17 protein-coding genes are annotated in these 24,276 nt (G+C 65.9%); 11 read left to right on the top strand and 6 right to left on the bottom strand.

Translation table 11 applies throughout. From position 1 onward, the window contains the following. Positions 1-95 precede the first annotated feature (95 nt). The 3 genes from METLW3_RS0104840 to METLW3_RS26725 are packed head-to-tail and all read left to right on the top strand — an operon-like array spanning position 96 to position 5,946. Positions 96-3,503, top strand: a complete 3,408-nt coding sequence (locus tag METLW3_RS0104840) for a response regulator (protein WP_024878845.1) — start codon at positions 96-98, stop codon at positions 3,501-3,503. Continuing rightward, complete coding sequence (locus tag METLW3_RS0104835) at positions 3,500-4,330, top strand: CheR family methyltransferase (RefSeq protein ID WP_026597848.1); 831 nt, start codon at positions 3,500-3,502, stop codon at positions 4,328-4,330. The genes METLW3_RS0104840 and METLW3_RS0104835 overlap by 4 nt, the downstream gene beginning before the upstream one ends. Further along, on the top strand, positions 4,327-5,946 hold the full coding sequence (locus METLW3_RS26725; RefSeq protein ID WP_024878843.1) for a response regulator: 1,620 nt from the start codon (positions 4,327-4,329) through the stop codon (positions 5,944-5,946). The genes METLW3_RS0104835 and METLW3_RS26725 overlap by 4 nt, the downstream gene beginning before the upstream one ends. Positions 5,947-5,962: 16 nt before the next feature. Here the strand turns inward: METLW3_RS26725 and METLW3_RS0104825 are convergent, their stop codons facing one another. Further along, positions 5,963-6,943 (bottom strand): LLM class flavin-dependent oxidoreductase, encoded by a 981-nt coding sequence (locus tag METLW3_RS0104825; RefSeq protein ID WP_024878842.1) that lies wholly within the window; start codon positions 6,941-6,943, stop codon positions 5,963-5,965. 216 nt (positions 6,944-7,159) lie between these two features. Here METLW3_RS0104825 and METLW3_RS0104820 point away from each other — a divergent pair, with 216 nt between their 5' ends. The 3 genes from METLW3_RS0104820 to METLW3_RS0104810 are packed head-to-tail and all read left to right on the top strand — an operon-like array spanning position 7,160 to position 10,874. Continuing rightward, entirely contained in the window at positions 7,160-9,517 is a 2,358-nt protein-coding gene (locus METLW3_RS0104820; protein ID WP_024878841.1) for an Orn/Lys/Arg decarboxylase N-terminal domain-containing protein, read from the top strand. Further along, a complete protein-coding gene (locus METLW3_RS0104815; RefSeq protein WP_024878840.1) occupies positions 9,514-10,083 on the top strand; it encodes a GNAT family N-acetyltransferase in 570 nt (189 codons plus the stop codon). The genes METLW3_RS0104820 and METLW3_RS0104815 overlap by 4 nt, the downstream gene beginning before the upstream one ends. A 38-nt stretch (positions 10,084-10,121) precedes the next feature. After that, positions 10,122-10,874 (top strand): phosphodiester glycosidase family protein, encoded by a 753-nt coding sequence (locus METLW3_RS0104810; RefSeq protein ID WP_024878839.1) that lies wholly within the window; start codon positions 10,122-10,124, stop codon positions 10,872-10,874. A gap of 10 nt (positions 10,875-10,884) precedes the next feature. On the opposite strand, the gene METLW3_RS0104805 is transcribed toward METLW3_RS0104810, so the two are convergent. From METLW3_RS0104805 to aroC, 3 genes are all read right to left on the bottom strand, one after another. Continuing rightward, positions 10,885-11,196, bottom strand: a complete 312-nt coding sequence (locus tag METLW3_RS0104805) for a hypothetical protein (protein ID WP_024878838.1) — start codon at positions 11,194-11,196, stop codon at positions 10,885-10,887. 166 nt (positions 11,197-11,362) lie between these two features. After that, positions 11,363-12,400 (bottom strand): histone deacetylase family protein, encoded by a 1,038-nt coding sequence (locus METLW3_RS0104800; protein ID WP_024878837.1) that lies wholly within the window; start codon positions 12,398-12,400, stop codon positions 11,363-11,365. A 3-nt stretch (positions 12,401-12,403) separates the two neighbouring features. Then, the gene (gene aroC / locus METLW3_RS0104795) at positions 12,404-13,492 is read right to left on the bottom strand and encodes a chorismate synthase (protein ID WP_024878836.1); all 1,089 of its coding nucleotides are present in this window, start codon (positions 13,490-13,492) and stop codon (positions 12,404-12,406) included. A gap of 134 nt (positions 13,493-13,626) precedes the next feature. On the opposite strand from aroC, the gene METLW3_RS0104790 reads away from it, so the two are divergent. Further along, positions 13,627-14,121 (top strand): DinB family protein, encoded by a 495-nt coding sequence (locus METLW3_RS0104790; RefSeq protein WP_024878835.1) that lies wholly within the window; start codon positions 13,627-13,629, stop codon positions 14,119-14,121. A gap of 80 nt (positions 14,122-14,201) precedes the next feature. Here the strand turns inward: METLW3_RS0104790 and METLW3_RS0104785 are convergent, their stop codons facing one another. Together METLW3_RS0104785 and METLW3_RS28715 are read right to left on the bottom strand one after the other, a co-directional pair. Further along, complete coding sequence (locus METLW3_RS0104785) at positions 14,202-18,290, bottom strand: Pls/PosA family non-ribosomal peptide synthetase (RefSeq protein WP_024878834.1); 4,089 nt, start codon at positions 18,288-18,290, stop codon at positions 14,202-14,204. 484 nt (positions 18,291-18,774) lie between these two features. After that, positions 18,775-19,230 carry a copper chaperone PCu(A)C gene (locus METLW3_RS28715; protein WP_024878833.1) on the bottom strand — a complete coding sequence of 152 codons (456 nt, stop codon included), beginning with the start codon at positions 19,228-19,230 and terminating at the stop codon, positions 18,775-18,777. Positions 19,231-19,629: 399 nt separating this feature from the next. On the opposite strand from METLW3_RS28715, the gene METLW3_RS26715 reads away from it, so the two are divergent. The 4 genes from METLW3_RS26715 to METLW3_RS0104750 all read left to right on the top strand — a co-directional run bounded on the left by METLW3_RS26715 (position 19,630) and on the right by METLW3_RS0104750 (position 24,272). Continuing rightward, positions 19,630-20,955, top strand: coding sequence for an SCO family protein (locus METLW3_RS26715; RefSeq protein ID WP_024878832.1), 1,326 nt, complete (start codon positions 19,630-19,632; stop codon positions 20,953-20,955). A 106-nt stretch (positions 20,956-21,061) separates the two neighbouring features. Beyond that, on the top strand, positions 21,062-21,403 hold the full coding sequence (locus METLW3_RS0104760; protein ID WP_024878831.1) for a hypothetical protein: 342 nt from the start codon (positions 21,062-21,064) through the stop codon (positions 21,401-21,403). Positions 21,404-21,510: 107 nt separating this feature from the next. After that, the gene (locus METLW3_RS0104755) at positions 21,511-22,053 is read left to right on the top strand and encodes a DUF1097 domain-containing protein (RefSeq protein WP_024878830.1); all 543 of its coding nucleotides are present in this window, start codon (positions 21,511-21,513) and stop codon (positions 22,051-22,053) included. Between the two features lie 143 nt (positions 22,054-22,196). Beyond that, entirely contained in the window at positions 22,197-24,272 is a 2,076-nt protein-coding gene (locus METLW3_RS0104750) for a sigma 54-interacting transcriptional regulator (RefSeq protein ID WP_245267228.1), read from the top strand. Positions 24,273-24,276 lie beyond the last annotated feature (4 nt).

Below are 24,276 nucleotides of genomic sequence, written 5' to 3'. Positions count from 1 at the left end.
CTCTTTATCAACCCTATGCGGACACTGCCGATGCGCGACGATCTCGAAAGACTCTGGCGCGCCTCGGCCGGCGCCTTCACGCGAGGGGAACGCTGATGTCGCCGGGCGAGACCAGCGCCGCCTTCCTCGTGGATCACGACTCGCTGCGCGCCTCGCATGGGCTCGACGAGTCCACATTCGCGGATATCCGCTTCGTCGGCGAGACGCTCTCCGCGCGCGTGCCGGAGCTGATCGAGGACTTCTACGCCTGGCTCCGCGGCTTCTCGGATTTCGCGCGCTTCTTCGCCGACCCGCGCATGCTGCAGCGCGTGAAGGCGCAGCAAAACGAATATTGGACCGATTTTCTCGCCGCCAATGTCGATGACGCCTATGTGGAGCGCCGACGCGTCATCGGACGCACGCATGCGCGCATCGAGCTCGGCCTGCTCATCTATCTTTTGGCCATGGAATTCGTCTCCGCCTGGCTGCGCCGCGCGATCGAGAACGACGAGCGGCTGCGCGCGCGTGCGACCGCCGCTCTCTCCGTGCGCAAGCTCATCGCCTTCGACTCGGCCGTCGTCGTCGACACCTATGGCGCGCTCACCGCGCAAAATCTCGAGGATCATCGCGAGCGCCTGCATCATGTCGCCAGCGTCATGCGCGCGGTGACGGAGGGCGATCTCGAGCGCCATATCGATCTCGCCGGCCCCAGCGACATTCTCGGCCTATCGCTCAATGATCTCGTCGACAGCCTGCGCGGAGTCGCCCGCGAGATGGAGACGATCGCCGGCGGCGATTATTCCGCGCAGCCTTCGCCGCGCAGCGACAAGGATCAGCTCGGCAAATCGCTGCAGGCGATGACGCGCGCGCTGCGGGAGGCCGCCGAGCGCAATGACCGGCAAATGTGGCTCGCCGAGCAGGAGACCGCGCTGTCCCAGGCGATGAGCGGCAATCCGACGATGCGCGAGCTGGCGCAGCGCGTGCTCGCTCTGCTGTGCCGCGCATTGAGCGCGCAGGTCGGCGCGCAATATGTCGCCGAGGATGGCGGCGCGACGCTGCGGCTCGCCGGAGCCTATGCCGGCGCCTCCGGCATGCGCGAGCATTGGCGGCTCGGCGAGGGGCTGGTGGGCCAAGTCGCGCTGGACAAGCGACGCATCGTCGTGACCGACATTCCAGAGGACGGCCTCGCCATTCATTGGGGGCTCGGGCAGACGCCGCCCCGCCATCTGCTGATCTTTCCGCTGCTGCACGAAGGGGAGACGCGCGGCGTCATCGAGCTCGGCGCGATCAAGCCTTTTTGCGAGAAGCGTCTCGCTATTCTCGACTTCGTCTCGAGCGGCGTCGGACAGGCGATCAGCTCCGCCGAGGCGCGCGGCCGCATAGAGCAATTGCTGGAGGAATCGCGCGCGCAAGGCGAGGAGCTCACCGCGCAGCAGGAGGAACTGCGTCAGGTCAACGACACGCTCGAAGAGCACACGCGGGCGTTGGAGCTGCAGAAGGAGAATCTGCTGGCGACAGAATCCGCCTTGCGGCAGAAGGCCGTGGAGCTGGAGCGCGCCAGCCGCTACAAATCCGAATTTCTCGCTAATATGTCGCATGAGCTGCGCACGCCGCTCAACAGCTCGCTCATTCTCGCCAAGCTGCTCGTCGACAATCGCGACGGCAATCTCGCGCCCGAGCAGATCAAATATGCGCAGAGCATCTATTCCGCCGGCAATGATCTGCTGGTGCTCATCAATGATATTCTCGATCTCTCCAAGATAGAGGCCGGCAAGATCGAGCTCGACATGGAGACGACGGCGATCTCGACATTGCTCGCCGATCTCGAGCGGCGCTTCGAGCCGCTCGCGGCCGAGCGGCGGCTGCAATTCTCCATCTCCGTCGAGCCCGGCGCGCCGGACATGATCGAAACCGATCGCCAGCGCCTGCAGCAGATTCTCTCCAATCTTCTTGCCAACGCCGTGAAGTTCACCGAGCGCGGCGGCGTGCGCCTCATCGTGCGGCGCGAGAGCGCGCAGCGCGTCGCCTTCGTCGTCGAGGACACGGGGATCGGCATAGCGGTCGATCAGCAGGAGACGATCTTCCAGGTATTTCGCCAAGCCAATGGCGGCATCAACCGCAAGTTCGGCGGCGCCGGCCTCGGCCTCTCCATCTCACGCGAGTTCGCCGAGCTGCTGGGCGGCGCGCTCAGCGTGCGCAGCACGCCGGGACAGGGCAGCACATTCTCCCTGCTGCTGCCGCTGCGCGCCGATGGCGCGGCGGCTCTCGCCGTGCGACGCGAGGAGCCGCCGCCGTCGCCTGTGGCGCCCGCGCCGGCGCCGATATCGGACGATCGCGACGAGATCACGGATTCACGCCGCGTGGCGCTGATCGTCGAGGATGATCCCGCCTTTGCAGAAATATTGCGCGATCTCGCGCGTGAGCTCGGCTTCAAATGCATCGTCGCAGGCTCGGCCGGCGACGCGCTGACGCTGGCGCGACGCTTCCGTCCGCAAGCCGTGCTGCTCGACATCGGCCTGCCGGACCAGTCGGGCCTCACCGTGCTCGAGCTGCTGAAGCGCGACCCCGCGGTCCGCCATGCGCCGATCCATGTGGTCTCGATGCATGATTATCAGAAAGTGGCGCGCGAGATGGGCGCCGTCGGATACATATTGAAGCCGGCCAAGCGCGAGCAGCTCGTCTCCGCCTTCCGCCTGCTGGAGGACCGGCTCGATCGCGACAAGTCGATCCTGATCGTCGAGGACGAGGGCGTGCAGCGCACCGCTCTCATGGAGCTCTTGTCTTCCGCCGGCGTGGAGATCGTCGCGGTCGCGACGGCCGAGGACGCCTCGCGCGAGATCGACGCGCGCCCCTTCGACTGCGTGGTTCTCGACCTCATGCTGCCCGGCGTCAGCGGCTTCGAGTTTCTGGAGCGCATGAGCCGCGACGAGACGCGCGTCGCGCCGCCGGTGATCATCTACACCGCGCGCTCGCTCAGCATGGACGAGGAGCAGAAGCTTCGGCGCCTGTCGAAATCCATCATCATCAAAGGCGCGCGCTCGCCGGAGCGGCTCATAGAGGAGACCACTCTTTTCCTGCATCAGGCGGAATCGAAGCTGTCGCCCGAGCAGCAGCATATGCTCGAGATCGCGCGCAGCCGCGACAGCGTTCTCGACGGCCGCCACGTGCTGCTGGTCGAGGACGATGTGCGCAATATATTCTCGCTGACGGCCGTGCTCGAGCGTGAAGGCATGACGGTGCAGATCGCCCGCAATGGCAAAGAAGCGCTGGAGCGCATCGATCGCGATCCGACGATCGATCTGGTGCTGATGGATCTGATGATGCCGGAGATGGACGGGCTCGCCGCCATGCGCGCGATCCGCGAGCGCGAGGACAAGGCCGCTCTGCCGATCATCGCGCTCACCGCCAAGGCCATGCCCGACGATCGCGCGCAATGTCTTTCGGCCGGCGCCAATGATTATATCTCCAAGCCGATCGACGTCGAGAAGCTCTTGTCGCTGATCCGCGTATGGATGCCGAAATGATCCTTCTCGACTCCGATGAGAAAGCCGAGATCGAGCTGGACCTCCTGCTGGAGGCCATATTCCGGCTCTATCAGCATGATTTTCGCGGCTATGCGCGCTCCTCTCTGCGCCGCAGCGTCGCCCGCGCTCAGATCGCGCTGCGATGCGCGACGATCACCGATCTTCTCGACCGCATCGTCCACGACAGGGGCGCTTTCACGGAAGCGTTGCGCCATCTCACCATACAGGTGAGCGATCTCTTCCGCGATCCTTGCTATTTCCGCGGGCTGCGCGAGACGGTCGCGCCGCATCTCGCCACCTATCCTTCGCTGCGCTTCTGGGTGGCGGGCTGCGGAACCGGCGAGGAGGCCTATTCCATCGCCATTCTCCTGCACGAGGAAGGGCTGCTCGAGCGCTCGCTCGTCTATGCGACCGACATAGACAAGGAGAGCATGGCGATCGCGCAGGCCGGCGCCTATGAGCTCTTCCGCATGGGCGGTTTCGCCGAGAATTACCACGGCTCCGGCGGACGCGCGGCGCTCTCCGACTATTTCGTCGCGCGCGGCGCCTATGCGACCATCGCGCCCTTTCTGAAGCAGCGCATCCTGTTCTGCGACCACAGCCTCGCGACCGACGCCGCCTTCGCCGAAATGCACCTCATCTCGTGCAGGAACGTGCTCATCTATTTCGACCGAACGCTGCAGGATCGCGCGATCGGCCTGTTTCGCGAGTCGCTCTGCGCGCGCGGCTTCATCGGCCTCGGGCCGAATGAATCGCTCGCCTTCTCACGTCATGCGTCTTCTCTAGAGATTCTTTCGGCTGACGAGCACATCTATCGGGTGAAATGATGAGAGCGATCGAAAACTCCTCGAACCCGTCCGGGCGTCGGCGGTCGTCGACGCCCGATTTCGACTCGGGCCGCACGTCCAAGCTCCCGGTCGTTCTCATCGTCGATGATTTCGCGGAGAATCTGATCGCGATGGAGGCGCTGCTGCGTTGCGACGCGTTCGACATCGTCACCGCGCAATCGGGCCGCACCGCGCTCGACATTCTCCTCGATCGCAGCATCGCGCTCGCCATCGTCGATGTGAACATGCCGGAGATGGACGGATTCGAGCTGGCGACGCTGATGCGCGGCGTGGAGAAGACGCGCTATGTGCCGATCGTCTTCGTCACCGCGCATTCGCCGGACGTCTCGCGCATGTTCAAGGGATATGAGGTCGGCGCCGTCGACTATCTGTTCAAGCCGATCGACGAGCAGGTGCTGCGCAGCAAGGTCGACGTCTTCGTGACGCTGGAGCGGCAGCGCCAGCAGCTTCTGCAAGTGGAACGCATGCGCGAGATGTTCGTCGGCATTCTCGGGCATGATCTGCGCAATCCGCTGCAGAGCATACTCACCTCCGCCGAGCGCTCGCTGAGCGTTGCGCAGGACGACGATCTGCGCAAGGCGCTGCAGCTCATTCGCCAGAGCGGCCAGCGCATGGCGCGGATGATCGAGCAGATTCTCGATCTGACGCGCATCAGAATGGGCGGCGGCCTCGCCATCCGTCCCGCCGCGGCGAATTTCCGGCGCGTCGTCGAGCAGATCGCCGATGAGTTCAGCGGACGCGGGCGCGCCCTGCGGCTCGATTTCGACGGCGACATGGACGGCGCCTGGGATGTCGACCGCATTCTGCAGCTTCTCTCCAATCTCCTCGGCAACGCCGTCGAGCACAGCCCGCCCGGCGCGCCGGTCTCGCTGCGGATCGACGGCGGCGCGGCGGACTTTGTCGTGATCCACGTCTGCAATGGCGGACGCGGCGTGCCGAGCGCGCTGCGCGACGCGCTGTTCGAACCCTTCGCCAGCAGCGACCGCATGCGTGGCCTCGGCCTCGGCCTGTTCATCTGTCGGCAGATCGTGCTGGCGCATGGCGGCGCGATCGAATTCGAATCGGATGATTCGCGCGGCACATGCTTTCACATTCGGCTGCCGCGTCGCTGCGCGATCGAGGCGCCGCTCCACGATTCGCGCGGCGTCGACGGGCGATCGGAACCGCTACGCTGCGGCGACGCGCTCTTCGGCGTCGGCGCGCGGCCGTCGCGCAGAGGCGTCATTCTCGTCGTCGACGACGACGCCGATGTGCTCGACTCGCTCGAGCTGCTGCTGACGACAGAGGGCCATGAGGTGCTGGCCGCCGCAGACGGCGACGCTGCGACCAAGATCGTCGTCGGCGACCGCGCCCGGCCGGACATGGTGATCATCGATTATCATCTGCCCAATGGCGTGGTGGGGCCGCTCGTCGTGCGGCGCCTGCGCGAGCTGCTCAATCGCGACCTTCCGGCGCTCGTCCTGAGCGGCGCCACAGCGGATGAGGACGCCGTCCGCATCCCGCTGCAAAACAGCGCGCAGCTCGGCAAGCCGGCCGACGTCGAGCGGCTGCTGGAGACGATACAGAGATTGCTCGCCGAGAACGCCGCGCCCTGAGCCGAGCGCGCTCCGCTCAGGCGAGCGCGGCCTCTATGCGCGGGCGAATCTTCGCCGCGAAATCATCGAGGCTCGCAAGCGCGAGAGACTCGTTCGCCGTCGCCGGCTTCAGCAGCAGCGAGCCCACGCCGAGCCGCCGATGAATGCCGACGATATTCTCAGCGAGCTCCTCATAGCTTCCGATGAGCGAGCGCTCGACGATCTCCTCCGGATCGAAAGAGGCCAGCGCATTTTGCGCGAGAAAAATGCCGCGCATGCGATCGGCGAAACGCGCGATGAAGGGCAGCGCCTCCGCCAGCGCCTTCTCACGCGTCTCGGCGGCATAATAGAAGCGCGCCAGAGCAAGACGCGGATCGGCGGCTGGCCCCGTCGCGCGATAGGCGGCGGCCGCCTGCTCGATCTTGGCGATCGGCACAAGCGAGGCCGCCATTAGGCCGAAGCCCTTGCGCGCCGCATATTCGATCGCTGACGGCGTCGATGTGGCGATCCAGGTCGGAATCGGCTTTTGCAAGGGCTTGGGGTAGAGCGCGAGATCATCGACATGAAAATGCGCGCCGGAGAAAGTGACGCGATCCTCATAGAGCAGACGCTCGATCAGCTCGAGCGCCTCGAGAGTCATGTCGCGCGACTCCTCCTTCGCCGCGTGAAAATGCTTGTTCTGCGCTGGAAAGGGGCCGCCCTTGGCGACGCCGAAATCGAAACGGCCATTGGAGAGAACGTCGATGGTCGCGACATCCTCCGCCACCTGGATCGGATTGCGGAAAGCGAGCAGCACCGCCGCCGAGCCGAGCCGCACGCGCGAGGTGACGCCGGCGAGATAGGAAAGCAGCGTCAATATGGATGGGCTGACGGCGTCATCGTCGAAATGATGCTCGGCGACCCAGGCCTCCTCGAAGCCGACCTCCTCCGCGCGGCGCACGAGGCGCGTCTGCGCGTCGAAGCAGGCCTTATAGTCGCGAACAGGGTTTTCATAGGTGCAGAACACGCCGATGCGCATGGCCGAACTCTCCCCGACACGCTATATAGGTCTGTTATATAGCTTAGTCCGCGGTCACGCCGGCGGCAAGCGGCGGATACGCAATTCCGCGGCGTTTCCAGCCGAAGCGGAGGCCTGCTCTGCGGCGCCGCAAAGCGCTGTCACGATTGTGTCATCGAACAAGGCTGTGAGTGCGGGGCTCCTCCTCTTCCTCGTCAGCGCCACAGGCCGATTCGAATGGACTTCTCCCGTCGCTTCACATTCCTCTTCTCCGCTCCCAATTTCGAGGCCGATGACCTCGAGGGGCTGCGCGTCAGTCAGATCATCGCCGCGATCGAGAGCATGGGCTTTCAGGTCGTGCGCGCGCGCCGCGTGGAGGACGCCGAGATCGTCGTGCAGACCGACGCCGCCATCGGCTGCCTCGTCGTCGATTGGGGCAAGAAAGGCCTCGAGGGCAAGACCGCCTCGCTCATCGATCTCATGCGCAAGCGCGGCCTCGAAATGCCGATCGTGCTGCTCATTCGTCGCAAGCGCTTCGAGGATATTCCGGTCGAGGTGCTGGATTTCATCGACGGCTATGTCTTCCTCGCCGAGGAGACGCCGGAATTCATCGCCAAAAATCTCGTCTCGCGGCTGAAGCAATATGCGGAGACGCTGAAGACGCCCTTCTTCGGCGCGCTCGTCGATTACGCCGAGGAAGGCAATCAGCTATGGACCTGCCCCGGCCATAATGGCGGCATTTTTTATAGCCGAAGCCCGATCGGCCGCATCTTCATGGAGCATTTGGGCGAGGCCGTGTTCCGTGACGATCTCGACAATTCCGTCGTCGAGCTCGGCGATCTGTTGACGCATGAAGGGCCGGCGCTCGCCGCGCAAAAGGCGGCGGCGGAAATCTTCGGCGCCGAGAAGACCTATTTCGTGCTCAACGGCACATCCTCCTCCAATAAGGTCGTGCTCACCAATCTGGTCGCCGAGGGCGATCTCGTGCTGTTCGATCGCAATAATCACAAGGCCGCGCATCATGGCGCCTTGCTGCTCGGCGGCGGCGTGCCGATCTTTCTGCCGACGACGCGCAACGCCCATGGCCTCATCGGGCCGATCGATCACGAGGCCTTCGACGAGGACAAATTGCGCGAGCGCATTCGCGCCAATCCTCTGGTGAAGGACAAGGACGCTTGGCGCAAGGAGCGGCCTTTCCGCGCCGCCGTCATCGAGCAATGCACTTATGACGGCACCATCCATAGCGCCGAATGGATCGTCAGCAAGATCGGCCATTTGTGCGATTACATTCTCTTCGACGAAGCCTGGGCCGGCTTCATGAAGTTTCATCCGCTCTATGAGCGACGCTATGCGATGGGGCTCAAGAATCTCACGGAGGCCTCGCCCGGAATCGTCGCGACGCAATCGACGCATAAGCAGCTCGCCAGCTTCTCGCAGGCCTCGCAAATCCATGTGCGCGATCGCCATATAAAGGGCCAGCGGCGGCGCGTGGAGCATCGCCGTTTCAATGAAGGCTTCATGCAGCACGCCTCCACCTCGCCCTTCTATCCGCTGTTCGCATCATTGGATGTCGGCGCGCAAATGATGAAGGGCCGCTCCGGCGAGCTTTTGTGGGACGACACCATCCGGCTCGGCATAGAGCTGCGCAAGAAGCTGCGCGCGGTGCGGCGCGAGTTCGAGGCCAAGGAGCAGGACCCGGCGCGGCGCTGGTTCTTCGATCCTTTCGCGCCCGATTGGGTCTCCATTCCAGACGCGGCGCGCGAATCCGGCGCGCATCGCGTTCCCTGGGAGAGCGTCTCCACCGATCAGCTCGCGCGCAATCCCGACTTCTGGGCGCTGGCGCCGGATGCGCGCTGGCATGGATTCTCCAATATGGCGCCGGGCTTTGCGATCACCGATCCGGCCAAGCTCACTCTGCTGACGCCAGGCTTCGATCGCGAGACCGGCGCCTATGCCGATCATGGAATCCCGGCGCCGATCGTCGCGCAATATTTGCGCGAGAACCGCATCGTGCCGGAGAAGAACGACCTCAACTCTCTGCTGTTTCTGCTGACGCCGGGCGTCGAATCGAGCAAGGCGGGAACGCTCGTCTCCTCGCTCGTCGCCTTCAAGCGCCTGCATGACGACAATGCGCTGCTGCAGGATGTGATCCCCGAATTTGTCGCGCGCCGCTCCGCGCGCTACAGGGGCGTGCGGCTGCGCGATCTTTGCGGCGATATGCATCGCTTCTTCAAAGAGGCGAACGCCAGCTCGCTGCAGCAGGCGCAATTCCGGCAGGAGCATCTCCCCGAAATGGCGATGACGCCGCGCGAGGCCTATCTGCGCCTCGTGCGCAATGAGGTGGATTTCCTGCCGATCGACGAGATCGACGGCCGCATAGCGACGACGCTCTTCGTCATCTATCCGCCGGGCATTGCGACGATCGTTCCAGGCGAGCGGCTCGGCGTTCAGGCGCGGCCCATGCTCGACTATCTGCGCATGTTCGAGCGCAGCGCCAATCTCTTCCCCGGCTTCGATTATGAGATTCAGGGACTCTACAAGCAGTGGAACGGCGAGGCGAAGATGCGGCTCTACACCTATGTGGTGCAGGAATGAGCATGATCGAAGCGAGTGCCGAACGCGCGACGATCCTCGTGCGCCCCTCGCGCGACGATGATGTCGACGCCATGCTGGCGATCTATCTTCAGCATGTGCGCAAAGGGCTCGATCCGTCCGAGGCGCCGCTCTACGAGCCGCCGCAGAAGGAGGATTTGAAGCGCCGGCGCAAGAATATGGGCAATCATCGGCTGCCGCATCTCGTCGCCGAGCATGAGCACGCCGTCCTCGGCTACGCCTATGTCGTGCCGTTTCGCAAGCGGCCGGCCTATCGCTATGTCGTCAAGCATTCGATCTATGTCGATCCGCGCCATTTGCATCGCGGCGTCGGCCGGCTGTTGCTGCAAGCGCTGGTCGATTCCTGCGCGGCGGCGGGATTTCGGCAAATGATCGGCTATGTCGACGCCTCCAACGAGGCGTCGCTGAAGCTGCATGAGGCGATCGGCTTTCGGCAGGCCGGATATCTTTCCGGCGTCGGATTTAAATTCGGCCGTTGGACAGATTCGGTGATCTTGCAGCGCTCGCTCGGCCCCGGCGCGGCGACGCCGCCCGATGCGCGCAGCTGACGCTGCGGGCGGCGCGGCGGTCATGCTATGATCGGCGCATGATTCCGCTTCGCCGCCTCCTGCCCTTCGCCCTCTTGCTCTTCTTCGTCTCGCCCGCGACCGCGGCGGCGCGCAATCCTTGCCAGGATGTGGAGGATGCGGGCGCGAGCTACACCATCTGCGTCTTCGACACGCGCGGCGATTCCATTCGCCTCTTCCTCGCCGATGCGAAAGGCGAGGTCTATGGCTCCTTCTCGGCGCTCGACGCCGCGCTCGCGCAGAAGGGCGAAAAGCTCCTCTTCGCGATGAACGCAGGAATGTATGACGAGCGGCGCCTGCCGATCGGGCTCTATGTCGAAGGCGGCCATATGGAGAAAAGCGCCAACACCCATTCGGGCGCCGGCAATTTCCATATGAAGCCCAATGGGATTTTCTGGGTGGAGGGCGCCCGCGCCGGCGTCACCGAGACGCAGCGTTTTCTCAAAGAGCGGCAGCATCCCGCCTATGCGACGCAATCGGGGCCGATGCTCGTCCTCGGCGGACGCGTCAATCCGCGCATCCACGACACTGGAACGTCGATGAAGATCCGCAATGGAGTCGGCGTGCGCGACGGCCACATCGTCGCTTTCGCCATCTCCAACCAGCCGGTGACGTTCCACGCTTTCGCGACTCTCTTTCGCGAGCGTTTGAAATGTCCGGACGCGCTCTTCCTCGACGGCTCGATCTCGGCGCTCTATGCGCCGACGCTGTCGCGACACGATCGCTTCCGCCCCATGGGGCCGATCGTCGGCGTCGTCGAACGGGCGCGCTGACGCGCGCCGCTCACGCCGCTTCGTTGACGGTGAAGGCGCCGACGAAATCCGGGTCCGCGAGAATCTCGCCCGTCTCCCACAGCAGATAATCGCCGGGGCCGGCGATGCGGAAGCGGCCGAGGTCCGGCGGCAGGCGGACCTTGCGGCCGGCGTCCTTGCCCTCGAGCTCTATGTCGACGCCGGTTCCGTCGATCGCGGCGATCGTGCCGAACATCTGACGCAGCACCTTGCCATGGGGCGTCACGCGGGTGAGGCCGATGAGCGCGCGCTTGCCGATCATTTGCGCGCGAGCCTCGCTCCATTCGCTCCTGCCGAATTCCATTGTTCTCTCCCATCACCAATCGTTGCACGACGTCTCTATGTGCGGAGATGCCATGATCGAGATCGTCCTTGATGTGCGCCCGCGCACGCGCCGGGCGGGCTCTTGTTTCGACGCGTTTCCAACGCCGAACCGGCGTCCACTTCGGTTGGAAACGCTCAGGGACGCCTCACGCCCCCATCAGCGCGCCGACATGAGCGGCGACGCAGGCGGCGAGATCGTCCGGCCGATAGCCGCCCTCGAGCATTGAGACGACGCGCCCGTCACAGCGGCGCGCGGCGATCTCTGCGAGGCGCAGCGTAAGCTCGGCGAAGTCCTGTCTTTGCAGGCGCAACCCGCCGAGAGGATCGTGCAAATGCCCGTCGAAACCGGCGCAAATGAGGAGGATGTCCGGCGCAAAATCGTCGAGGCGCGGGAGAATCGCCTGCGTCCAAGCCTGCGCGAATTGCTCACCGCCGGAGCCTTTGGCGAGCGGGGCGTTGACGATGTTGTCATAGGCGCCGCGCTCGCTCGCGGCGCCGGTGAAGGGATAGTGCGGCGATTGATGCGAGGAGCAATAGAGGATGTGTCTGTCCGACCAGAAAATCTCCTGCAATCCATTGCCGTGATGCACGTCGAAATCGACGATGGCGACGCGCTCGGCGCCATGGGCGGCGATGGCGTGACGCGCCGCGATGGCGGCATTGTTGAAGAAGCAGAAGCCCATTGCGGCCTCGCGCGTCGCATGATGGCCGGGCGGGCGCATAGCGACGAAAGCGTTGCGAGCGGCCTTGCGCATCACCGCGTCGACGGCGAAGCTCGCGGCGCCTGCGGCGCGCAGCGCGGCCTCGAGCGAGCCGGGACTCATGACGATATCTGGACCGAGCGTCGCGAGCCCGCTTTGCGGCGCGGCTTTCTCGAGACGCTCGAGCAGAGAGGGCGCATGAACGGCGAGGATCGCCTCGCGCGAGGCTTGCGGCGCCTCGGCGCGGCGCAGCGCGGCGAAGGCGTCGCCATTCAGGGCGGCGACGATGGCGCGCAGCCGCTGCGGCTGATCGGGACGGCCTGCGCCGACCTCATGCGCGAGGCCGGATGCGTGGGTGACGAGGAGAGTCGTCGGCTCGGCGCCGCCCGCCGCAACGAAATCGGGCGAAAGCGCCAGCCCTGCCGCTAGCGCAAGCGTCTGCCGACGGGTGAAAGTGGATGACGCCGGCGCTCGTCCGACCATCGGCTACCCGCCCACCTGCCCCCTGTGCCGCAGGAAATGGTCAGCCAAGACAATCGCCATCATCGCCTCGCCCACCGGCACGGCGCGTATGCCGACGCAAGGGTCGTGGCGGCCCTTGGTGACGATCTCTGTCTCCTGGCCGTTGCGGTCGATGGTGCGGCGCGGCGTCAGGATCGAGGAGGTCGGCTTCACCGCGAAACGCGCGACGATCGGCTGGCCGGTCGATATGCCGCCGAGCACGCCGCCGGCCTGATTGGAGAGAAACTCGGGCTTGCCGTCCGGGCCGGCGCGCATCTCATCGGCGTTGGCCTCGCCGGAGAGCTCGGCCGCGGCGAAGCCGGCGCCGATCTCGACTCCCTTGACCGCATTGATCGACATGAAGGCCGAAGCGAGATCGGAGTCGAGCTTGCCATAGATGGGCGCGCCCCAACCGGCGGGAACGCCTTCGGCGACCACCTCGATCACTGCGCCGATCGACGAGCCGGATTTGCGCACGCCGTCGAGATAATCGGCCCAGAGCTTCGCGGTTTCGGCGTCGGGGCAGAACAGCTGGTTGTTCTCTGCCTCCGCCCAGTCGAAGCGGGCGCGGTCGATTTTATGCGGGCCGATCTGCACCAGAGCGCCGCGTATGGTGACGCCGGCGAGCACTTTGCGCGCCACAGCGCCGGCGGCGACGCGCGCCGCCGTCTCGCGCGCCGAGGAGCGCCCGCCGCCGCGATAGTCGCGAATTCCATATTTCGCGTCATAGGCGTAATCGGCGTGACCGGGGCGGTATTTCTCGGCGATATCGCCATAATCCTTGGAGCGCTGGTCGGTGTTCTCGATCAGCAGCGCGATCGGCGTTCCGGTCGTGACCTGCCGGCCGGCGGAATCGGCGAAGACGCCGGACAGGATTTTCACCGCATCGGCCTCCTGCCGCTGCGTGGTGAAGCGCGACTGGCCGGGCTTGCGCTTGTCGAGAAAGACCTGAATCTCGGCCTCGGTCAGCTCCAGCCCTGGCGGACAGCCGTCGACGACGACGCCGAGCGCCGGCCCATGGCTCTCGCCGAAAGTGGTGATGCGGAAGAGATGGCCGAAACTGTTGTGGGACATGGAGCGCCGATCACAAATTTGCCGAGGGCCGGTTTTAGGCGCCGGCCGCCGCGGGGTCAAACGCGAATGGCGGGCCGTCGGATCATGGCCTACACTGCAGCCGACGTCAGCGCCGAAAAGGGCCCGCCCGAAAAATGATTTCTCCCGCCTTCGCGCAGAAAATGGCGCGCTACAACGCCTGGCAGAACGAGAGTCTCTACGCCGCGGCCGATACGCTCTCCGACGAGGCGCGGCGCGCCGATCGCGGGGCCTTCTTCAAATCGATCCATGGCACGCTGAATCATCTGCTCTGGGCGGACGCCATGTGGATGAGCCGCCTCGCCGGCGACCCGAACCCGAATGTAACGATAGAAGACTCGGCCTCTTTCCGCGCCGATTGGACGATCATGAAATCGGAGCGCGCAGCGATGGACGCGCGACTGATCGCCTTTGCGGACGCCTTCGACGCGGCGGCGCTCGAGGGCGATTTTTCCTGGTATTCGGGCGCCAAGCAGACGGACATCATCAAGCCGCGCAAGCTCGTCGTCGCCCATATCTTCAACCATCAGACCCATCATCGCGGACAGGTCCATGCGATGCTGACGGCGGCCGGCGCGCGTCCACAGGACACGGATCTGATCTTCATGTGAGGCCGGTTTGATGCGAGCCTGAAGGCTCGCGGTCCAGGGAGCGTATTGGACCGCGAGCCTTCAGGCTCGCTTTATGAGCATCACGCCGCTTTGCTGGCCGCGCGCTCCGGCGCGGCGACGACTTGCGCCGTCTCGGCCGGCTCGGCCGGCGCGCCGATCCACTCAGAATGCGCCGGAATCTTCTCGCCCTTCATCACCACGGTCAGCGGGCCGAGCCGCGCGAAATCGCCGACATGGGTGTCGTAGAGCACGGTGGAGCCGGCGCCGACGGTCACGCCGCGGCCGATCTCGACGCGGCCGACCTTCATCACCCGGTCCTCATAGAGATGCGTCTGCAGCGCCGCGACCTGATTGAGCGCCGCATAATCGCCGACGCTCACGCAGTCGAATTCGGTGATGTCGGTCATGTCCATGAACACCCCCTTGCCGAATTTCGAGCCGAACAGGCGCAGCATCCACGGCAGGAAGGGCGTGCCGCGCAAATGCTCGAGCAATATTTTGCCGGCGAGGCCCCAATAGAGCACGGCGCAGGCCTCGGTGCGCATGGCCCAGAAGGACCACATGGGCTTCACCTGCGGCTCGTAGCGCCCCATGGTCAGCCATTTCACCGCCACCACGACGAGCGTCATGCCCAGCGAGATGAGCGTCGAGGAGAGCACGAACAGCCAGAACACCGACCAATAATCGCCGTCGATGAGCTTTTGGCCGAAGCTCTCCACCGCCCATGTGCCAAAGGTGATGAACAGCATGGTCGGCAGCGAGACGTTGATCGCCTCATAGACCGCGCGCGCCGCCTTTTTCCAGAAGGGCGGCTGATAGGTCCAGGCGGCGCCGCCGCCGTCGAAGGTCTGGCGCACCGGCAGCTTCATCGGCGGCGAGCCGAACCAGGTGTCGCCCTCGGAGAGCTCGCTATTGGCCGGCGGCTTGGATTTGATGCCGATCAGCGCGCCACTGGGAATTTCGGAGCCCGGCGGCACCACGGCGTCATTGCCGACGAAGACGCGCGCGCCGGTCTTCACTTTCTTCAGATACATCCAGCCGCGACGCATATCCTCGTCGCCGAGCACCACCTCATCGGCGATGAAGCATTTCTCGCCGATCTCGACGAGATCATAGCGGCCGGAGAGATTGGTCGAAATCTCCGAATCCTTGCCGATCTTGGCGCCCATCAGCCGGTACCAGGTCCGCATATAGAGCGTGGCGAACAGCGAGGACAGCGTCTCCAGCGTCACCTCGGTCGCGAGCGCCACCGCCCATTTGCGCAGATAGAAGCCCGACCACACCGAATAGGTCCCCTCCGAGACCCGCGGCAGCACGATCCAGCGGAAGGCCACGATGAAGGCCACGGTGACGAGCACCAGCACGAAAGCCGTCGGCCAGGCGAAGAGCGGGATGGCGGCGAGATAGAGGGCGTGATCGACATCCGTTATGCCGAGCCAATTGTCGAAACGGTCGAACACCCAGAAGGCCGGGAAGATCGGCAGCAGGCCGAGCGGCGGCAGCGCCAGCACCAGCACGGTGAACATAAAGCCCATGGCGAGCCGTTGCGGCGTGGAGGCCGTCGATTGCGGATCGAGCGTGCGGGCGTCGACATCGCCCTTGTAGCGCGCCGGCGAGCCGTCCCAAATCTCATAGGCGCCGATATGCGAGCCGGCGGGAACCGAGGTCAAATCCTCGAGCGCGCCGCCCTCGCCGATGACGACATTCTCCTCGATGACGCAGGAAGTGCCGACATAGGCGTCGGCGCCAATGTCGATCGTCCCGATGATCAGCTCATTGCCGACGACGCGGGCGTTGGCGAGCTTCAGCTTGGAGCCGAGGCTCGCGCCATCGCCAATGCTGACGAGATCGATCGCGCCGACGTCCAATTCGCCGATGATGGCGTCCTCGCCGATCTTGGCGCCGAGCGCGGAAAGATAGAGGCGCATCAAGGGCGAGCACTGGAACCATTTGGCGTGGGTGAGGCCCATGAGCCGCTGCGCCAGCCACCAGCGATAATAATAGACGCCCCATAGCGGGTAGCGCCCCGGCTTGGTGCGGCCGATGACCAGCCATTTGCCGAGGATCGACACCGCCACAGTGGCGATGTTGACGCACATATAGACGCCGAGCAGCGCCGCCACCTCCTCGAGGATATTCGCGTCCGGCGAGGTGAGCAGCTGATAGGAGACGAAGACGCCGAGCCACTGCGAGGTGACGAAGGCGAGGATGAAGGGCAGCGCCGCGGCCTGGGCGAGGCCGCAGAGGAAGCGCCGCAGCAGCGGCGGCGGCGTGAAGGAAAGATCACGCGGCGGCCCGGCGAGCGCCGCCTTGCCGTCGAGATGCGCGGCGAGGGCGCGAAGATTGCGCTCGGAATAGAGGTCCTGCAGCGTGATCGAGGCGAGATGCGCCGTCTCGCGCACCACGGAAACGAAACGCGCGGCGAGCAGCGAATGGCCGCCGAGATCGGTGAAGAAATCCGCGTCGAAGGGAATGGCGCCGGGCGGCAGCACGCGCTTGGCGGCGTCGAGCAGCGCGGCCTCGGTCTGAGTGCGCGGCTCCTCCTGCGCCTCTGTGTCGATCAGCGGGGCGGTCAGCGGCGCCCGCTTCAGCGCCTTGCGGTCCACCTTGCCGGAGGAAAGCCGCGGCAGCGAGGTCACGACTTCAAATCGGCCCGGAACCATATAGGAAGGCAGAAACTCGCGCAGCTTGGCGCGCAGGTCGCGCGGGTCCGGCGACACGGCCGTCGCGCCGACAAGAAAGGCGACGAGCTCGTCCAGCCCATTCTCATTGCGCAGAACGACGGCCGCCTGACGTATATGGTCGAGGCGCGTGAGCGCGGATTCGATCTCGCCCAGCTCGACGCGGAAGCCTCTGATCTTCACCTGATCGTCGATACGGCCGCGAAAATGCAGATCGCCATTCTCGTCCAGAATCACGGCGTCGCCGGAGCGATAGAGGATCGGATCGGAGCCGTCCGAGGGGAAAGGATTGGCGATGAACTTCTCGGCGGTCAGCTCGTCGCGGCGCAAATAGCCCTTGGCGACGCCCGGCCCGCCGATCAGCAGCTCGCCCTCGACGCCCGGCGACAGCAGCGCCAGATTTTCATCGACGACATAGCAGCTGTAATTGGGGATCGGCTTGCCGATCGTCACCGTCTCATTGGGCCAGACCTCGGAGACGGTGGCGACCACGGTCGCCTCCGTGGGGCCGTAGCTGTTGAAGATGGTGCGGCCGATGCGCGTCCAGCGTTCCGCCACCGAAGGCGGGCAGGCCTCGCCGCCGAGCACGATCTTCTTCAGCGTCGCGACATCGCGCGGCATGGCGGCGAGCAGCGTCGGCACAGTGTCGAGCACGGTGACGCCGGCTTCCTCCAGAATATCGGGCAGCGCCTCGGTCTCGCCGATGATCTGCGGCGTGGCGACGAAGAGCGACGCGCCGGCGAGATAGGGAATCCAGATCTCCTCCATGGAGAGGTCGAAGGCGACAGACGCGCCCTGGAACACCACATCGGAGGCCGAGATTTGGTAGATCTCATTGGCCGAGCGCAGATAATGGCAGATGTTGCGCGCCGTGACGACAATGCCCTTGGGCGTTCCCGTCGAGCCGGAGGTGTAGATGAGATAGGCCGGATGATCGCCCGTGGCGCCGAGGGCGCGCGGATCGGGGCAGACGCCCCCGGCGACCGCGATCTCGGCGTCGATCAGCGTCTCCACCGAAACCACGGGGGCGGCCTTGCCGGCGAAAGCGGCGGAGGTCAGGAGCGCCTTGGCGCCGGCGTCGGCGAGGCAGACGGCGATGCGGTCGACCGGAGCGTCGGCGTCGAAGGGCAGCCAGGCGGCGCCCGTCTTGGCGATGGCGATCTGCGCGATCAGCAGCTCCGGCCCACGCGCGCCCCACAGGCCGACGACGTCGCCCGGCCCGATCTCGCGCGCTGCGAGGCCACAGGCGATGGCCGCGGCTTCCGCATCGACCTCTCGATAGGTGAAGCGCCGCTCCAAGGTCGCCATGGCCAGCGCATTGGGGCTGGCGACGACGCGGGCGGCGAAAATCTCGCAGAGCAGCTCATCGCGCTGCAGATGCGGCATGGCCGGACCGCGCAGCACGGCCCCGGTCCGGGCCGCTTCCTCGGCGATCGGCGCGCCGTCGAGGGGCGCGCTATTGGCGAAACTGGGGTTCAACTCATTCATCGCGTGACATATCCGCGGGAAATCCGCGCTCATCTAGCATGAGAGCGAAGGACGATCCTATCCCGCATCCAGGCTGAATGCGGGATGAACCCACTATGGGAGGGAATTTGTTGCCGAAAAGACCGGCCGAGCGAACGACGGGCCTTTCTGCGTCATATTCATGACGGACTGGTTACAATAAGAGATCGCCTCGGCGAACAGCCATTTACGTCTCGGCGAGAAATGGGCTGAGCCCCTCCTCCGCGCGCCACGACGGCGAGAACTTCGATTTTCATCAATTTCCATGCAGACGGCTCTCGAGCAAACCGGCGGCCTCGATCAGCGCGGGGACTGGGCGCGGCAAAGCCGGCCGCTTCGGCCGGCCGCCTCCGCCGGGTCCTCGCCCCGCGATCCTCACCATGAGTGGAAATAGGGGCGCCTCGCGATTCGACCATCCCGGCCTCCGCCGGACGGTGCGTCGCAATCCTACGCCGCCCCGGCGAAATCAAGGCGCGCCCGGCCGCTCGACATGAAAGAGGACGGGCTGCGCGCCGGCGCGCTCAAAACGCAGCGTGCCGCGCACGGTCTCGCCTTCCGCGAGCGGACCGCGCAGATCCACCAGCATAAGGTGATAGCCCTTCTCGTGGAAATCGACGACCGACTCGGCCGGCAGAGCGACGCCGTCCGCGAGCGGGCGCATGCGCCCGACGCCATCGGCGATCTTCGTCACATGCATCTCGACGCGAGCGGCGGCGTCCGCCTCCACGCCCAGCAGCCGGTCCTCCGTCTTGCCCTCATTGCGCAAGGCCAGATAGCAGGCGCCGATCTTCACCCCTTTGGGCGGCGTCGCGCACCAGGCGCGCTCCACCTCTATCGCGGCCGCGGCCGGCGCCGCCAGCGTGGCCGTCGCGAAAAGAGCCAGCGGAAGCGAGAGCGCCCATAGAGCGCAATGCCTCCGCAACGTCCGGAATCGCTTGAACGTCCGGAATCGCTTGGAGGTCGAAAGGTCGCGCCGCCGCGGCGAGCCGATGATCATGTCTCGAGCCGATCGTTGAACTTGCCCCTCGGCGCCCCGTGCGCAACTTTTGCGCCAGCGCTGCGAGAGACACCAGAGCCGACACACATAGCGCGAAATACGCGCGCGCGGCGAGTCTGCGCGCGAATCCGCGAAATGACCGCTGCACAGTCGTATCGATTTCGCGCGCATCGCGACGATCACGATCGAACGCATGTCCGTTCACTTTCTGCACGCGACGTCCGGTCGCATGCGCAACATTCGCCTTCACGTTGACCTATATGCGCAATTGCTGTTTTCGATAAGACGACGCGGCGCCCGCAGCCGCGAGATGGAGCGCCTTGCGTGACGAAGAACGCGCCGATGACGCCGCGATCCGCCTCTCCCGACGTCGAAGCCGCGACGACCGTCGTCGCGCCGCACAGGCTCGCTCGGCTCGCGATCGACGCGGCGAACGGCCTCGCGGCTTTTTGCCGCCTCGTCCTCGGAAGCGCGCCGGCCGAGCGCGGCGAGATCATCGAGCGCGTGACGATCGAGAATGGCGTCGTCCGCGTCGCGCATTACAGTCGCGGCCGGCTCGTCGATCAGCGACGCATCAAAGCGGAGGAGCTGGTCATAGAGCGGCGCCTCGATCGCGCGCGTCGCTGCACGCATGTCGAGATCACCACGGCGGGACGCCGGCTCGAGATCGGGCGTCATTCGACGCCGGCGGAAAAGGAGAGCGCCGTCGAGAGCCTCGCCGCCGGTCTGCGCGGCATGGCGGTCGAGCCACGCATCCGCACCACATTCGCAGAGGCGCTGCGCCGCGCGCCCGGCGCCGGCATGCGGCTCGCGGCGCGCTTTCGTCGTTTCATTCGCCGACGCGGCTCGCGCCGCTCGAGCGGCGTCTCGGTCTCCATCCCGCCCGAGAGCTCCGCTCGTCCCAGCCGCCCGGCGAGCGTCCGCGCCGCGCCGGGCGGCGAAAGGCGCATTCCCGCCGCTCTGCGCTCGCGGCGATGGTGGATCGCGACGGCAGCCGTCATCGTTCTCGCGAGCGCCGCGGCGCCGCGCGTCGCCCCGCATCGCAACGAAGCCCCGGCGCGCGCCTATGCGCCGTCCTTCCGTCTCACCGCGACGAATGGCGATATCGTCGATGAAAAGACGTTGCTCGGACGGCCCTACGCCATTTTCTTCGGCTTCACGCGATGTCCAGAAGTCTGCCCGACCACCATGCTCGAGGTCGCGCGCGCGGCCAATGAGGCGGACCCTTCCGGCGCCGGCTTCGACATTCTCTTCGCGACGCTCGATCCCGAACGCGACACACGCGAGACTCTCGCTGATTTCGTCTCCTCCTTCCCGCGACGCATCACCGCCTTGCGCGGCGGACCGGAGGAGACAGACCGCGCGGCGCAGGCGTTTCGCGTCTATCGCCGCAAGGCGCCGCTGGAGGGCGGCGATTACACGATCGATCACACGACGCTCGTCTATCTCGTCGATCGCGACGGCCTCATGTCCAGCGTCGCCTCCTTCACCGAACGTGGCGACGAAGCCGCGAAAACGCTGAAAGATTTCATTCGCCGCCAGAGCGCTCCGCAGCGGCGCGGCCGCTCCCGCCGCATCATTCCGCGTGAACGAAAGCTTGCGCGAGGCTCGCGACAACATGCCGCATGCGCGACAAGGAGCGTCGCTTGACGCTTTCCTGCGCCGCTCGTACCTTCGCGTTCCGAACGCTGCAGAGCACTTTGCCTTGAAAATCCCGGGCCGGACACATTCCAGAGTCGAGCGAGCGACCCTCGGCATGGTCGCGGCGCTGCTGTTCCTACTGCAGACCGTCGGCGTCGGCTTCGCCTCGGGAGCGACCGCCAATAGCGCGCAATCCTCCGGCGTGGTCTGCGCGTCCTTCAAGGCCGACGCAGCCAAAAGCGATACCGCTCCGAGCGAGAATCATCATATCGGCCCTTGCTGCATTCTTCATTGCAGCTCGGCGATAGATGTCGAGCGCGAGATCGTCCTCGTCGTTATCCTCCCGCTCGAAATATCTTCCGACACGCCGGCGCCGATCTATGTCATCGACGCGGTCGCCGCCGCGCCCGAGCTGCGGCCTCTGTTTCCACGCGCGCCTCCAGCGCCTCTCGCCTGAACTCCCCCACTCTCCTTTTTGAAGATCGATGGCGGCAAAGCGCCGTCGAGGGATTCACGCGAACTGCGCCGATCATACGATCGCGCGCGCAGCTGGAGGCTATTGTCATGAGCATCGCATATTTCAGGGCCGTGAGCGTCGGCGCTCTCGGCGGTATCGCCGCTTTTCTGGCTCTCGGTCCCGCCGCTCCCTATGGCGCGCAGCTCTTCGCCGCGCTCATCGGCTGGGTCGGCTACGCGCATTTGGGCGGCAAGCTCGAAGGGCTGAAAAAATCGGTCCCGTATAATCTGCTCGGCGTCGCTCTCGCCGCTGTGGCGCTTCTCGCCGCCAACCATCTTCCCTATGGCGAGGCGATCGGCGCCCCGGCATGGACGGCGATCGCTGTGGCGGTCACGCTCGTTGCTCTCGTGCTCTCCGCCAAGCTGCCGGCGCTCGCCGAATGGCCCGTCTCGCTCGCCGCCTATGCGACGCTGCTGGCGACGACGCGCGCCGACGAGCTCGCCGCGCTCGCTCCGACCAATCCCGCTCTGCTGGCGGCCCTGTCGCTGATCGCCGGCGCGATCCTCGGCTATGCGGCGGAGCAGCTCGCCGAAGCGCTGTCGAAGCTGCCTCTGCCCGGCCAGAAAGCGCCCTCCGCCGCGCGCGGCTGACCACGCCGCCAGAAGCGCGACGTCGAATGCTCGCCCGCGCGCAGCGCGAGCGAGCGCCCTCGCATGAGCGGACACGTCGGCACGACGCGCCATGCCCTGACACGCAAAAAAATTCGGGAGGATCGCTTTTGAGCGATATGGCGATGAGATCCCCCTTGCTCGGCCATGCCGCCGCCTCTGTCATAGAGATGCGCAGCGCCGAGGAGACCGGCTTCTATGGAGTCGACCGTCCCGGCGTCGCCTGGGATTGGATGAAGCAGACGGGGCAAGCCCCCGCCGGCGCCGATTGGGTGCGCCCACAGGTCGCCGAGGCCTGGGCGCGCTGCGTGGACGACCACGCTTTGCCCCCCGGCGCAGAATTCGCCCCGCGCCAACGCCGCGACGATCGCGACGCGACGGAGCTCGACGCTTGGCGCAATTCGGTCGGCGGCGTCGCCGGCCGGCTTTCGGCGCTCGTCTACGAGCTGCGCGCGCTGCTCGCCGAGACCAATGTCGCGCTGCTGCTCGCCGATCCCGCCGGCGCCCTCGTGCAGCTGCTCGACTCGGGCTCGCGCATAACGTCCGGCGCCGCGCAAATGGCGCGCATCGGCGCCGATTGGAGCGAGGCCAGCCTCGGCAATAACGGCGTCGGCACGGCGAGCCTCTTGCGCACGCCGATCGCCTTCGACGGCAAGGAGCATTTCAACGGCGCGCTGCATCGCTTCGCCACCGCCGGCTGCCCCATCACGGCGCCCGACGGCAGCCTCTGCGCGATCCTCGGCATGGTCTCCGACCGTCGCGACGCCGCCAAGCTCGCCCTCGGCTTTCTCGAGATCGCCCGCCTTCTGCTGGAGGCGAGCCTCTTCGACCGCATCGCCTCCGACGGCTATTTGCTGCGCCTGCGCGCGACCCGCGACGCGGAGCCGCGCTTCGCCGACGAGGGCCGCATCTTCATCGGCGCCGACGGACTCGTTCGCGGCGTCGATCGCGCCGGCGTCGAGACGCTTCGCTCCGACCATCCCGCGCTCATCGGCCAACACGCGGCGACCGCGCTCGGCGTCGATCTGCCCGCGCTGGTCGCAGCGCATGAGAGCGCGCGCCTCATTCCGCTCGCCGATCCGCGCAACCAATTTTCAGTCTTCGCCGAAGCGCATCGCTGTCCCAAGCGTGAGAGCTATTCGACATCGCCGCGCCGCGCGCCCGACCGCGCCGACGCCGCGCCGCGCGCGCCGGAGGCTCGAGCCGATTGGAGCGACAATGTGCTGGAGGCGGCGCTGCGCAAAGCCTCCGGCTTGCAGGAACGCAATATCCCGATCCTCATCACCGGCGAGTCCGGCGTCGGCAAGGATCATCTCGTGCGCCGCCTGCACGCCGGCGGTCCGCGCAAGGAGCGCCCGCTCGTCGCCATAAATTGCGCCGCCATTCCGCGCGAGCTGATCGAGAGCGAATTGTTCGGCTATGAGGGCGGCAGCTTCACCGGCGCGCGCGCCAAGGGCAAGGCCGGCAAATTCGTCGAGGCGGACAAGGGCATATTGTTCCTCGACGAGATCGGCGACATGGCCGCCGATCTGCAAGCGACGCTGCTGCGCGTCCTCGATTCGAGCGAGGTGGTGCCGATCGGCTCCAGCAAGCCGATCCGCGTCGATGTGCGCGTCGTCGCCGCCACCAATCGCAGCCTGCAGGAGATGGTGCAGAAGGGGACGTTTCGTCGCGATCTCTATTATCGGCTCAATGGCGTGCAGCTGTGGCTGCCGCCACTGCGCGAGCGGCCCGATCGGCTCGGGCTATTGGCGCAGCTGTTCCGTCTCGAGCGCGAGGCGCTGGCCGCCCCCGAGGAGCTGCGCTTCTGCGATGAGGTGTGGCGCATTTTCTTCAAGCATCCATGGCCCGGAAACATACGCGAGGCGCGCAATGTGCTGCGCTCCAGCATCGCCGTCGCCAAGGGACCGCTCATAGAGATCGACGATCTTCCGATCGACTTCATTCAAGAGCTCGACTTCGACAATCGCAACGTCGGCGGCGCGCCGCCGCCCGCCGCGATCATCGACGAAGCCGTCGAAAGCGAGGCGGGATTCGACCTCTCCGATTGGGAGGCGCGCGCCGTGCGGCACGCGCTCGCCTCCGCAAAGGGCAATATCGCCAAAGCCGCGCGCAGCCTCGGCATCACGAGAGCGACGCTCTACCACAAGATGGCGCGCTACGGCCTGCGAAGCGATCGGCGAATCGTCTGCAAGAGGTGACGCG

This window comes from Methylosinus sp. LW3, from assembly GCF_000527115.1.
GTDB lineage: Bacteria > Pseudomonadota > Alphaproteobacteria > Rhizobiales > Beijerinckiaceae > Methylosinus.
The sequence above is the reverse complement of the archived record's forward strand: the minus strand, read 5'-3'. Positions and strand labels throughout refer to the sequence as shown.